Annotated in this window: 9 protein-coding genes; 8 read left to right on the forward strand and 1 reads right to left on the reverse strand. The window is 61.6% G+C overall.

Annotation, left to right across the window (positions count from 1 at the left end; all coding sequences use genetic code 11):
• Positions 1-7: 7 nt before the first annotated feature.
• The 4 genes from ACFVTG_RS06130 to ACFVTG_RS06145 all read left to right on the forward strand — a co-directional run bounded on the left by ACFVTG_RS06130 (position 8) and on the right by ACFVTG_RS06145 (position 6,646).
• On the forward strand, positions 8-1,774 hold the full coding sequence (locus ACFVTG_RS06130) for a GNAT family N-acetyltransferase (protein WP_390278926.1): 1,767 nt from the start codon (positions 8-10) through the stop codon (positions 1,772-1,774).
• A gap of 279 nt (positions 1,775-2,053) precedes the next feature.
• Positions 2,054-3,829 carry an ABC transporter family substrate-binding protein gene (locus ACFVTG_RS06135; protein WP_284751641.1) on the forward strand — a complete coding sequence of 592 codons (1,776 nt, stop codon included), beginning with the start codon at positions 2,054-2,056 and terminating at the stop codon, positions 3,827-3,829.
• A 181-nt stretch (positions 3,830-4,010) separates the two neighbouring features.
• The gene (locus ACFVTG_RS06140; protein ID WP_390278928.1) at positions 4,011-5,552 is read left to right on the forward strand and encodes an ABC transporter permease; all 1,542 of its coding nucleotides are present in this window, start codon (positions 4,011-4,013) and stop codon (positions 5,550-5,552) included.
• Positions 5,549-6,646 carry an ABC transporter permease gene (locus ACFVTG_RS06145; protein WP_390278930.1) on the forward strand — a complete coding sequence of 366 codons (1,098 nt, stop codon included), beginning with the start codon at positions 5,549-5,551 and terminating at the stop codon, positions 6,644-6,646. The genes ACFVTG_RS06140 and ACFVTG_RS06145 overlap by 4 nt, the downstream gene beginning before the upstream one ends.
• 21 nt (positions 6,647-6,667) lie before the next feature.
• Here ACFVTG_RS06145 and ACFVTG_RS06150 read toward each other — a convergent pair whose 3' ends face one another.
• The gene (locus ACFVTG_RS06150) at positions 6,668-7,297 is read right to left on the reverse strand and encodes a PH domain-containing protein (RefSeq protein WP_390278932.1); all 630 of its coding nucleotides are present in this window, start codon (positions 7,295-7,297) and stop codon (positions 6,668-6,670) included.
• 79 nt (positions 7,298-7,376) lie between these two features.
• Here ACFVTG_RS06150 and ACFVTG_RS06155 point away from each other — a divergent pair, with 79 nt between their 5' ends.
• The 4 genes from ACFVTG_RS06155 to ACFVTG_RS06170 all read left to right on the forward strand — a co-directional run bounded on the left by ACFVTG_RS06155 (position 7,377) and on the right by ACFVTG_RS06170 (position 13,352).
• On the forward strand, positions 7,377-9,224 hold the full coding sequence (locus ACFVTG_RS06155; protein ID WP_390278934.1) for a dipeptide ABC transporter ATP-binding protein: 1,848 nt from the start codon (positions 7,377-7,379) through the stop codon (positions 9,222-9,224).
• 424 nt (positions 9,225-9,648) lie between these two features.
• Positions 9,649-11,331 (forward strand): ABC transporter substrate-binding protein, encoded by a 1,683-nt coding sequence (locus ACFVTG_RS06160; protein ID WP_284751636.1) that lies wholly within the window; start codon positions 9,649-9,651, stop codon positions 11,329-11,331.
• 133 nt (positions 11,332-11,464) lie between these two features.
• Complete coding sequence (locus tag ACFVTG_RS06165) at positions 11,465-12,394, forward strand: ABC transporter permease (protein WP_284751635.1); 930 nt, start codon at positions 11,465-11,467, stop codon at positions 12,392-12,394.
• Positions 12,395-12,401: 7 nt separating this feature from the next.
• On the forward strand, positions 12,402-13,352 hold the full coding sequence (locus ACFVTG_RS06170; protein WP_059387473.1) for an ABC transporter permease: 951 nt from the start codon (positions 12,402-12,404) through the stop codon (positions 13,350-13,352).
• Positions 13,353-13,495 lie beyond the last annotated feature (143 nt).

Genomic DNA, 13,495 nt, shown 5'->3' on the forward strand with positions numbered 1-13,495 from the left:
TACTGCCATGCGCCTGACCAACGTCACGCACCTGCGCCTACCATTCGGACGACTTTGGGGCTATGACGTCAGTGTGTCTGCGCTCGGCCGACGCCTTCCAGTGTCCTTTGACCAGCGGCTCCATGTGGGGGCAGGCGACCGCCCCGGCTCCTGGATGGCATTGTCTTTTCGGCTGCCTACACCAACTCATCGTGAGTCAATTGCCGATGCCTGGCTGGCTGTCGTCGCCCGTCATGGCACACTGCGAACGGCATTCGTGCCCGGCGCGGATGGTGATCCGGAGCTTCACGAAATTGATATTGCTCCGGGAACCTGGGTGGAGCATCAGGTACCTTCTGGCCAGGCCGTCAATGACGCGGTGCGGGACATTCTCGATGCCGCATGTTCGCCATACCAACGTCCCTCACACCGGCTGTGCGTACTGGAGACCGCTGCCGGACTCACGGTCGTGATTGCGGCCGACCACGCCCACGTCGACATGTGGTCGATGCTGGTGATCGCGCGCGACCTGCTGTCGGCGCTCGACGCCGGGAGGGCGGGCCGTGAACCGTTGCCCGGGCCTGCGCCGGCATTTGTTGAACACACGCAAGCACTGCTGGATCGGAATGCGGCGCCGGATCACGTGCGTCACCGATGGGAAGAAATCATCGGGGATAGCGGCGGCGTCATGCCGCAATTCCCCCTGCCCCTGGGTGCGCCCGATCCGCAGCGCGAGCGTGTGGAAGTTCGCGATGTATTCGATCTCGACGACGGTGCCGCATTTGCTGCGCAAGCCCGCAATGACGGTGTCTCGACGCTCGCACTCGCAGTTGTTGCGATGACAGCGGTAACCCGCGAGTTGGCAGGGACCCCATTGCGAGCCGTCTTTCCCGTGCACAGCCGCTTCGACGACAAATGGCATGACTCAGTCGGCTGGTTCATAACCAATTCGGTACTTGAGTCGTCGGCCGCCGAGCCACTCGCTGCGGCGGCCGCCGTGAAAGAGGCTGTGCAGCTTGGCTCGTGGCCGCTCGCAGACGTGCTGGCTCCATGGGGCGGCATGCCCGTAGCTCCTGGGATGTTCGCGATCTCCTGGCTGGACCTGCGCAGGCTGCCGGTGCGAATCGACTCTGTCGGACTCGACGCCCAGTATGTGAGCGCGACAATCGACACGGACGGCGTCATGCTTTGGTTCATCCTGGACGCGTCCGGTCTGCACTTGAGATGCCGCTATCCCGACACCGTTGAGGCTCGAGCCAACGTGGGCGGATGGCTTGATCTGCTGGTCGCCCGGCTGCAGGCAGATGCGCGATCCTCGGTTCGAGGACTGCTGCGGGTGGCGGGCCGCACCTTCAGGCTGGAACGGGCGAGTCGCGATGATGTCGAGGCCATCGCCGCGCTGCTGTCTGATGATCAGTTCGGTCCCGATCGTGAGTGCGTCGAGCTCGAACGGTACGAGGCGGCCTACAACCTGGTTGTTCGAGACAGTTCCAACTATCTGGGGGTTGTCCGCAATGATGCCGATCGCATCGTTGCCACGATGCAATTGACCGTCATTCCAGGACTTTCCCGGGGTGGTTCTTCCCGACTTCAGATCGAGGGACTGCGGGTTGCTGCCGCGGAACGTTCACAGGGCCTGGGCACCGCGATGCTTGAGTGGGCACACAATTTCGGGCGTGCGCGTGGGGCGCAACTGGCGCAGGTGACCACCGACGAAGCACGGGAACGGGCCCGCGCCTTCTACACGCGGCTCGGATACCGGACTGCCCACGTAGGGCTGAAGCGGAGCATATAGGCATCTTCAGTGATGGAGAAATAACCGAGATAAGCCCCCGGTTCGCCTTGAATCGGGGCTTATGTCATGTTGGCGTGGATTACGGAACCACTAGGACGTCCTTCAATGATTGCATCTCGATAACAAACTTTACCGGCGGGAAACTTTAGACCCAAACATCCGTTCCGGGCGCTAGGCTACTGCTCATGTGAGACCAGCCACAAGCCTGCTGAGGGGGTTGTGGCAGTCTGCCGGAGTCAACAGCGCCGGCTTTTTCCACTCAAAAAAATAGGAGGCGGAATGCGTTTCGGACGTACTTCCAAAGCAGTGGGCATTGCGGCAATCGCCGCGATCGCACTGAGCGCCTGTGCCGGCAATTCCGGTGGCAATACCCCATCCACCGGAGCAGCCAAGACGGGTGGCACGGCCACTGTGGTCGAGGTCAACGCTTTCAACACGTTCAACCCCAACACGGCCGACGGCAATACTGACATCAACTCCAAGGTCAGCTACGCGACGCACTCGGGCTTCTACTACATCGACAACAAGCTGAACGTCGTCCACAACGACAAGTTCGGCAAGATGGAAAAGGTCTCGGACAATCCGCTGACCGTCAAGTACACCATCAACAGCGGCGTGAAATGGTCCGATGGCACGCCCGTTACGGCCGCGGACCTCCTCCTGCAGTGGGCGGCCTTCTCCGGTTACTACGACGACGCGGATCCCAAGGCCAAGACCGGTACGTCCTACTTCTCCTACGCTGGTGACAACACCGGCCTCAGCCTGACGGACTTCCCGGAGATCGGCGACAACAACCAGTCCCTGACGCTCAAGTACTCCAAGCCGTTCGCTGACTGGGAGATCGTGCTTGGTGGTCCCGGCATTGACGTTCCTGCCCACGTCCTTGCGCAGAAGGCCGGCCTGAAGGACACCCAGGCCTTGATTGACTTCTTCAAGAGCAAGCCGCGCGGAAATACCAAGGCACCGCTGCCTACGGACCCGAAGCTGAAGGCAATGTCGGACATGTGGAACACGGGCTTCGACACGAAGACGCTTCCCGCAGACCCCACCCTGTTCCTCTCTAACGGTCCTTACATCGTGAAGAGCATGAACCAGGACCAGTCCCTCACCATGGTCCGCAACAAGGACTACAACTGGGGACCGACTCCAAACCTTGACGAAATCACCGTCCGATACATCGGTTCGGCACCGGCACAGGTCCAGGCCCTCAAGAACGGCGAAGCGGACATCATTGCCCCGCAGGCTTCCGCCGACACCCTTGAACAGCTCAAGGCACTCACCAGCCAGGGCGTCACCGTTGACCAGGGCAACCAGCTGGCCTTCGATCACTTGGACCTGAACTTCTCGGGCCCGCTGGCTGACCAAAACGTGCGCACGGCATTCATGAAGACCGTGCCCCGCAAGGACATCGTCAGCAAGATCATCGGCAAGCTTGACCCGAACGCGAAGCCGCTGGACTCGCAGATCTTCGTTCCCCAGCAGGCTGCCTACGCTGATTCCGCCAAGAACAATGGCTCCTCGGCCTACCAGGACGTGGACATCGATGGAGCCAAGAAGCTCCTCAACGGCGCTACACCGGAAATCCGCATCATGTACAACAAGGACAACCCGAACCGTGTTGACGCTTTCTCGCTGATCCGCGAATCCGCCACCAAGGCGGGCTTCAAGATCGTCGACGGCGGCCTCGGTGCCTCCGACTGGGGCAAGGCGCTCGGAAAAGGCGGCTACGATGCCACGATCTTTGGTTGGATCAACCCGGGCGTCGGAGTCTCCGGCGTTCCGCAGATCTTCAAGACCGCTGGTGGCAACAACTTCAACCAGTTCAGCAACACCGATGCTGACAAGTTGATGGAAGAGCTCGTAGTCACTACGGACCGCAGCAAGCAGGACGACCTTGAGAAGCAGATCGACAAGAAGATCTGGGACAGCGCTTATGGTGTTCCGCTCTTCCAGTCGGTGAACGTGGACGCTTACAGCGACCGCATCACGGGCGTGAAGCTCATGCCGAACCAGACTGGCGTTTGGTGGAACTTCTGGGAGTGGGCTCAGAAGTAGGTCCCAACTCAGCGAGCAACACCGCTAGCCGGGGCGCCGGGACCGAAGATTCATGGTCCCGGCGCCTTCGGGTTGGTACACCAGCTAAACTGTCTGCTTCCCACCGACCTCAAGCAGGGAAGGGACACGATCCTGCGATAGGCACTGGCGATCCCGGGCCTGGATTTCGAGGTTTCACACCATGTTGACCTATATCGTCCGTCGGCTCGTCACGGCGGCACTCATTCTTCTTGGAGCATCATTCCTGGTGTATCTCCTGACAGCGTTGTCAGGGGATCCCTTGGCAGAGTTCCGAGCCAGCAGCGCACCGAACCGGCAAGCGCTCATGGACTCACGAACCAATTTGCTCGACCTCAACACACCTGCCCCGCTGCGCTACTTCAAGTGGCTCGGCGGCGCCGCCCAGTGTCTCGTGCCTTTCGGGAACGCCTGCAACCTCGGTAAGAACATCGCGGGACAGCCGATTACGGAGGCACTCGGCTTCGCGCTGGTTCAAACTTTGACTCTCGTCACCGGCGCAACAGTCCTTGCCATTCTCATTGGCATTTCCCTAGGCGTGGTCACTGCCCTCCGTCAGTACAGCGCCTTGGACTATGGCGTGACGTTCATGGCCTTCCTGTTCTTCTCCCTGCCGATCTTCTGGGTTGCCGTGCTCCTCAAGGAATTCGGCGCCATCGGCTTCAATGACTTCCTTCGAAATCCGGAAATACCACCGGCCGTGGCCTTGGGGATTGGTGCCGTTCTTGGCGTCATCGCCGCTGTGGTCGTCGGGGGAGCGGCCAAGCGCCGCCTGATCGTCGGTGGATCGGTATTTGCGGTTGTCTCCCTCATCCTCTTCTACTTCTCCTTGACGCAGTGGTTCCGCAACCCTGGTTTGGGCCCCGTCATCATCGCCATTCTTGGTGCGGGAATCGCCGTCGGAATCACCATTCTGGTTTCCGGGCTTAAGAACCGGAAAGCGCTGCAATCGAGCTTGATCGTGGTCGGCATCGGCGTCATCGCGTACTTTGCAGTGCAACCGCTGCTCAATGAGGCTACCGGGCTGATGATTTTCCTTCTTGCCGTCGCCACTATCCTTGTTGGCATGGCCGTCGGGTACTTCATGGGCGGCTACGACCGGGGACAGTCAATGCGTGCAGCCGCCATCACCGCCTTCCTGGTCGGGGCCCTCGTGATCGTGGACCGTTTCATGCAAGCGTGGCCGTCCTACTTCAACAACAGCAGGGTGCGTGGACGTCCGATCGCGACCATCGGGGCCGGAACCCCGAACATCCAGGGCGATTTCTGGATCCTGTCAACGGACACCCTCACCCACCTCGTCCTGCCGACGGTCGCCTTGATCCTGGTGTCCCTGGCCAGCTACACGCGATTCACGCGTTCGTCGATGCTGGAAATCATGAACATGGACTTCATCCGGACGGCGCGGGCAAAGGGCTTGAGTGAGCGTTCGGTGGTCATGGGTCACGCCTTCCGTAATGCGCTGATCCCGATCGCGACGATTGTTGCTTTCGACATCGGAGCCCTCATCGGCGGTGCCGTCATCACGGAGACAGTTTTCTCTGTCCGCGGCATGGGCTTCTTGTTCATCGACGGGCTTCTGCACATTGACCCGAACCCGGTCATGGGTGTCTTCCTGTGTGTGGCCGTTACGGCCATGGTCTTCAACCTGATAGCGGACCTCGCTTACTCCGCACTCGACCCACGTGTAAGGATCAAAGCATGAGCCAGCCAACACAAGAGGAAGAACTCCTCGCGCAACAGGCGCTCGCTGAAGCTGCAGCCACCCAAACAGGCAGCGAAATCACCAGCGGCCTGAGCCAAGGCCAGATCGTCCGCAAGAGGTTTTTCGGCCACACCGGCGCCCTGATCGGTTTGGCAGTCTTCGTGGTGATCTTCCTGCTCGCCTTTACCGCGGTGGGTGCCTTTGGCCTACCGGGATGGTGGAAGTACAACTATTTGGACGTTTCGCCGCTCGTCAACGACGGCGCTCCGACGTCATCATTATGGCCGTTTGCCTGGGGCGAGCATCCCTTCGGCCAGGACCGGATTGGACGCGACCTGTTCGCCATGACAATGCGTGGCGCACAACAGTCCATCACGGTCATGCTCCTGATCGGCGGCATTGCGGGTGCGATCGGCGCGATCATCGGGGGACTTGCAGGCTATTTCCGCGGCTGGGTCGAAGCCATCCTCATGCGCCTCACCGACGTCATCATCATCATTCCGCTGCTGCTCCTCGCAGCCGTCGTCGGTCAGATTGCCAGCCGAAGGGATGAAGGAAGCTGGATCGCCGGCTTCGCGTCCAGCAACAGCGTCGTCATCCTGGGTATTTTCCTCGGACTCGTCAGCTGGGTGGGCCTGGCCCGTCTTGTCCGCGGTGAGTTCTTGACCCTGCGGGAGCGGGAATTCGTAGATGCCGCCCGGATCTCCGGAGCCTCCAACGCCAGGATCATCTTCAAGCACATTCTCCCGAATGCAGTTGGCGTGCTGATCGTCAACGTCACCTTGACGATGTCCGCTGCGATCCTGCTTGAGACGGCCCTCAGCTACCTCGGCCTGGGTGTACATTCACCGGACACCTCACTGGGCCTGTTGATTTCGCAGAACCAGGAGGCCTTCGCCACTCGGCCATGGCTGTTCTGGTACCCCGGCCTCTTCATCATCCTGATCTGCCTCAGCATCAACTTCATTGGAGACGGCCTGCGGGACGCCTTCGATCCGCGGCAGAAGAAATTCAAAGCCAAGAGCGCCGTCGAAACAACGCGCCATTCAAGCACGACGACGGCGCCGCTCGCCGATACTGCGCAGGGCAGCTGAGTGGGACCCACCTTGGGGGACCTATTGCAGGAAGACCGCCCAGTAACTGGCCGCCACGAGAGCTACCGTGGCGGCCACGCGGAACCAAGCAACGCTCACGGTCACCAAAGTGTCCTCTGCCCGGCCAGGTTCGACACGGCCGGATTCCACGAGGCTCTGCCAGCGACTCCTGACCAAGACAGCCGCGATACCGGAATCCGTGTTCCTCAGGTCTCCGGGACGGACAGAGCTGCCCGGACCGTACGTAGTGCCGGGGAGGCCTTTCAGGTGCTCGGGGCGGGCATTGCGCCCGCCCCAGATACCGGGGGCGGGCGCAGCCCACGCCGGATACTTCTTGCGCGGCGTCATGAGGGTGAGGGCATACCGGGTATCCACCTGTACCAGGGCGTCCCACGGGACTTCGATGGTCCGGTAGGGATTTTCCAGGGTGACTCCGGAGTCCCGGACCTCCACCGCCGGGCGCCAAAAGAGCAACCAGCCCAGGAAAGCAATCAAGAGCAGGGGAGTGGTGCCCAAAAGCGCACCGGGTCCGGCCACCACAAGGGTCACGACTATCCCGAAGGCCGCGACTGCCCAGCAAATCCAGGCGAACAGCCTGCTGGTGCGGGCCTTGAAGATTTCGACATTTCCGGCATGCGGCTCTTGGCTCATGCCCCTAATAATTCAGGATTCCGGGCTACTTCACTAATCACCCCTTGGAGGGTGGCCCGGGTGGAAGGGAATACCCAACATGACTGACAACGCCAGCCCCGAACCAGAGGCAACGCAGCTTGAGACTGCCTCGGACAAGACTGCGCCGGGGAGCGTGGTACTGGAAGTCCGCGATCTCAGTGTGGACTTCGGCGTGGAGAAGAAGTGGATCCCGGCCGCCATCGGACTGAACTATGTGGTCCGGGCAGGCGAGGTCCTCGCGATCGTTGGAGAGTCCGGTTCCGGGAAGAGCGCGAGCTCCATGGCTTTGCTGGACCTCCTGCCCAGCAACAGCCGGGTAACCGGCAGTGTGAAGCTCTCGGGCAAGGAGTTGCTTGGCGCAAAGGCAGGCGCTATCCGGGAAGTCCGCGGCAAGGACGTCGCAGTGATTTTCCAGGAGCCCATGACGGCCCTCAACCCGGTTTACACAGTGGGTGCCCAGATTGTTGAAACAATCCGGCTGCACAATGTGGTTTCTCCGCTCGAAGCCAAGGAGCGTGCATTGCGCATGCTGGAACTGGTGGAGCTTCCCGACCCGGAGAAGGCCTTCAAGTCATATCCGCACCAGCTTTCCGGTGGCCAGCGCCAGCGCGCCATGATCGCCCAGTCGTTGTCCTGCGATCCGAAGCTCCTCATCGCGGATGAGCCCACCACGGCCCTCGATGTGACTGTCCAGGCCGAAATCCTGGACCTGATGCGCCATCTGCGCAACAAGCTGGACAGCGCCATTGTCCTCATCACGCACGACATGGGCGTGGTGGCCGACTTGGCCGACCGCATTGCAGTGATGCGCAAGGGCGTCATTGTGGAGACCGGCACCGCGCAGCAGATCTTCAGCAACCCGCAGCATGAGTACACACAGGCGCTTCTGGCAGCGGTCCCGCACCTGGGGCAAGGGGCGGACAAGGCCGACGTCGACGTGACCGCGGCATTGGCTGCGGCAACCAACACGGAGCTGGAATCCGTTGAACATGACGAGCTGCTTCGCCGGGAACGCGAGAACCAGGCAGCGTTGAAGGCAGCGGCGGAAGAAGCGGCCAAGCCCAAGGGAAACCCCGTGCTCGAGCTGATCGACGTCGCTATTGAATACCCCAAACAGGGACGGGTGCCCGCGTTCCGAGCTGTCGAGGGAGCCAACCTCGTGATCTACCCCGGCCAGGTGGTGGGCCTTGTCGGGGAGTCCGGTTCGGGCAAAACGACCATTGGACGCGCCGCCGTCGGGCTCTTGCCTGTGGCCGCCGGCAGCATGCGTGTGGTGGGACAGGACATTTCCGCGGCCAAGCGAAATGGAAAGCAACTGCACGAAGTGCGGCGCGACATCGGCATGGTGTTCCAGGATCCGTCGTCGTCGTTGAACCCGCGGCTGCCCATCGGCGAAAGCATCGGCGAACCGATGTTCCTCGCCGGGGTCGCGAAGGGAGTCGATCTGCAGAAACGGATCGAGACCCTCCTGGACCAGGTGGAACTGCCGCGCGGCTACCGAAACCGCTATCCGCATGAATTGTCAGGTGGGCAGAAGCAGCGCGTCGGTATTGCCCGTGCGTTGTCCCTGCAGCCCAAGCTCATGGTGGCAGATGAGCCGACGTCGGCGCTGGACGTTTCGGTCCAGGCAAAAGTTCTTGAACTCTTCCAGAACCTGCAGAAGGAGCTCGGATTCGCTTGCCTGTTCGTCACGCACGACCTCGCCGTGGTTGATGTGCTCGCAGACCGGATCTGCGTGATGCAGCGGGGCCGGATTGTGGAGCAGGGCACCAGGGAGCAGATCCTTCGCAATCCGCAGGAGCCTTACACGCAGAGGCTTCTGGCCGCGGTCCCGCTTCCGGACCCCGAGAAGCAGCGCGAGCGTCGGGAACTGCGCGCCCAGCTCATGGCTGCCGGCATCGAGTAGCCACCCGGGGGCATTCCCGGCGGCACGAACCGACTGTCGCAACCACAAAAGAGTCTCCGTCGCCATGGGCGGCGGGGGCTCTTTTCGTCATTGTGTGGGGCACAGGATTTGCCCGTCGCACTCCCTTTAGGGTCCCCGAAAAGGCCCTGGTTTCCGCGGGAAAACAGGGGTCAGGCATGTCGAGTTTACCAAGGACCAACTCGTTACCTGAAATGACTGCTTCATTTACTTGAAATGACTGCTTCATTACTAAAACTGTCAAGAGCACACTTCGTTGTTCATGCCAATGGGATTCCATATTTCGGACAAGGTGTGGTTAGGATTACACATCCACGTAGGCCGCGTCACAGGATAATTCTGTGTCTGGCCCCGGAGGCAGCCATGAGTTGCCCCGACCCATCCCCCTGAATCCATAGGAGGCGGAATGCGTTTTTCGCGCACTTCCAAAGCTCTAGGCTTGCTGGCAGTCGCCGCACTTGCCCTTACCGGATGCGGCAGCGCCGGCTCCGCGAGCAGTGGCCAGACCGCTGCCGGCGATCCGAACAAAATCATCACCGCATACAGCAATGAACCCCAGCACCCCCTGCTGCCGTCCAACACCAACGAGGTGTACGGCGGTCGCGTCGTCGAACTCCTGTTCGAAGGCCTGCGAAGCTACGACGCCAGTGGAAAATCCGTGAACGCTCTCGCGGAATCCATTGACACGACTGACGGCCAGAATTACACCATCAAGGTGAAGAAGGGCACCAAGTTCACCAACGGCGAGGAAGTCACCGCCAAGAGCTTCGTTGACGCCTGGAACTTCGCCGCCCTGAGCACCAACGCGCAGGCCAGCAGCAGCTTCTTCGAATCCATCGAAGGCTACGACGCAGTCAGCGCCACCAAGAAGACCACGGGCGCGGACGGCAAGTCCACGTCGACTCCCGCGCCGACCGCGCAGACCATGTCCGGCTTGGTTCTGAAGGACGACTCGACCATCACGGTGAAGCTGGCCCAGCCGGAAGCCGACTGGCCGTTGCGCCTCGGCTACTCCGCCTTCATGCCGCTTCCGTCCGATGCCCTCAAGGATCCGAAGGCCTTCGGCGAAAACCCCATCGGCAACGGCCCGTACAAGATGGCCGCCAAGGGCGCCTGGCAGCACGACAGCCAGATCGCCCTTGTCAAGAACGCCGACTACCAGGGTCCCCGCATGGCCAAGAACGGCGGCGTGACCTTCAAGTTCTACACCGATCCTGCTCCGGCATACACGGACATCCAGGCCAACAACCTTGACGTCACCGACGTCTTGCCGACGAACGCCCTGAAGACGTACACCACGGACTTCCCGGACCACAACCTCAACAAGGCTTACGCAGGCAACGCGACGCTCAACATCCCGAACTACCTGCCTGAGTTCCAGGGAGACGCCGGCAAGCTCCGTCGCCAGGCCATCTCCATGGCCATCAACCGCGACGAAATCACCAAGGTCGTCTTCAACGGCACCCGCATCCCCGCCAAGGACTTCACGTCGCCCTCCGTTGATGGCTACAACGCCAACGTGGCCGGCTCCGATGTCCTGAAGTTCGACGCCGCGAAGGCCAAGGAACTCTGGGCCAAGGCCGACGCCATGAGCCCGTGGCCCGCCGGCAAGACCCTCCAGCTGGCGTACAACACCGACGGCGGCAACAAGGAATGGATCGACGCCGTTGCCAACAACCTGAAGAACAACCTCGGAATCAAGGCCGAAGGCCAGCCGTTCGCAAAGTTCGCCGAGATCCTCAACCTCCGCAAGGCGAAGACCCTCCCGGGCTTCACCCGCGCAGGCTGGCAGGCCGACTACCCGTCGCTGTTCAACTTCCTCGGCCCGGTCCTGCAGACCGGTGCCAGCGCCAACTATGAGGGCTACAGCAACCCGGCATTCGACAAGCTGCTGAACGAAGGCCTCGCCTCCAAGACCACGGACGACGCCAACAAGAAGTTCACCCAGGCACAGGAAATCCTGTTCCAGGACCTGCCGAACCTGCCCCTGTGGTACCAGGCACGCCAGGCCGTATGGAGCCAGAACGTGACCAACGTCGACTCCGGCTGGAACGGCGTCCTGCTGTACTACAACATCACCGCAAAGTAGTCCTTCTGGACTTGTTCCAAGCTCGTTAGCGCATGGGGGTCCGGCCACAAACCGGGCCCCCATGCCTTGATTCGGCACGAAAGCTGTCCCTTATGAATCCCCATACTTCCAAGAGCGCCCAGGAACCGTTGCTGTGACCCAGTACATCCTCCGGCGTTTGCTGCAGGTCATTCCCGTGTTCCTGGGAACCACCCTGCTCGTGTACTTCATGGTCTTCGCCCTTCCGGGCGACCCCATCCGCGCCCTCTTCGGCGACCGACCGCCCAGCGAAGCCGTCATTGCCGCGCTGCGCCAGCAATACAACCTCGACCAGCCGTTCTGGGTCCAATACGGCCTGTTCCTCAAGAACCTGTTCACCTTCAACCTCGGGGTGGACTTCACCGGCCAGCCAATCGCAGCCACCCTTGGCCGCATCTTTCCCGTGACCGCCATGCTCGCCGTCGAGGCCTTGGCCATTCAGGCCGTCTTCGGTGTGGCCTTCGGCCTGATTGCCGGCTTGCGCAAGGGAAAAATCTTCGACTCCACCGTGCTGGTCGCCTCCCTCGTGGTCATTGCCGTCCCGACGTTCGTCCTGGGCTTCGTGCTTCAGCTCGTCGTCGGCGTCCAGCTCGGCTGGGCCAAGCCGACTGTTGGATCCAACGCGGATTGGGGCACCCTGGTCCTTCCGGCCACGGTGCTTGGCCTCGTGTCCTTTGCGTACGTGCTGCGCCTGACCCGCGCCTCGGTCATTGAAAACATGAACGCCGACTACGTCCGCACCGCAACCGCAAAGGGCCTCTCCCGCCCCCGCGTGGTCCTGGCCCACATCCTGCGGAACTCCATGATTCCCGTGGTCACCTACCTGGGCGCGAACCTGGGTGGCTTGATGGGCGGCGCGATTGTCACCGAAGGCATTTTCAACGTGCCCGGCGTCGGCCAAAAGCTCTACCAAGCCGTGATCCGAAGCGAAGGCCCCACCGTCGTCGCCATTGTGAGCGTGCTGGTGCTGGTCTTCGTTGCCGCCAACCTGTTGGTGGACCTCCTCTACGCCTGGCTTGACCCCAGGATTCGCTATGAAAAGTAGATCCGTTATGAAAAGTAACCGTCAGATCGAGCACTACGTTGCCCCTATCGACGAGACACCGCTGCTGGCGACCGATACCCTCAAGGTCGACGCAGCCCCCCTGAGCCTGTGGGCGGATGCCTGGCGGAAGCTCCGCCGTCGGCCGCTCTTCATTATCTCGGCGCTCATGATTCTGCTGCTCCTCGTCGTCGCGTTCTTCCCGGGCCTGTTCACGCAGACAGCCCCGAACGACAACTGCCAGCTGGGCGATTCCCTCGCTGGCCCCTCGGCCGGCCACCCCCTGGGATTCACTTTCCAGGGTTGCGACATCTACTCCCGCGTCATTCACGGCACGCAGGCATCCTTGACCGTCGGCGTCGTCTCCGTCATCTTCGTCCTGATCATCGGCGTGACGCTCGGCGCACTGGCAGGCTTCTTCGGCGGCTGGGTTGACACCATCATTGCCCGTATTGGCGACATCTTCTTCGCCTTGCCTTTGGTCCTCGGCGCGCTGGTAGTCACCCAGCTGCCCTTCTTCCGCGAGAACAAGAGCGTCTTCACGGTGGTCATGGTCATTGTGATGCTCGGTTGGCCGCAAATGGCCCGCATCACCCGCGGTGCCGTGATCGAGGTCCGCAACGCGGACTTCGTCACCGCCGCACGCTCGCTCGGTGTCTCCAAGATCGGCACGCTGGTCCGGCACGTCGTTCCGAACGCGCTCGCGCCGATCATCGTCCTGGCCACCATGGAGCTTGGCGTCTTCATCGTGACGGAAGCAACGCTGTCCTTCCTCGGCATTGGCCTGCCCGGCAGCATCATGTCCTGGGGTAACGACATTTCCGCGGCGAAGGACACGTTGCGCACCAACCCCGAGGTGCTGATGTTCCCCGCAACCGCACTGTCCATCACGGTCCTGAGCTTCATCATGCTTGGCGACGCGCTGCGTGACGCCCTTGACCCCAAGAGCCGCAAGCGATGAAGGAGGCAATCATGGCAACATCCAACGTCACCATCGACGAAGCCGGATCCGAAGAGCGTCCGCTCCTGGAAATCCGGGACCTCGCCATCTCCTTCCAGACGGCGGGCGGCGAATTCCAGGCCGTCAAGAACGCGCACCTGACC

The sequence above is a fragment of the Arthrobacter sp. NPDC058127 genome, assembly GCF_042884555.1.
GTDB lineage: Bacteria > Actinomycetota > Actinomycetes > Actinomycetales > Micrococcaceae > Arthrobacter.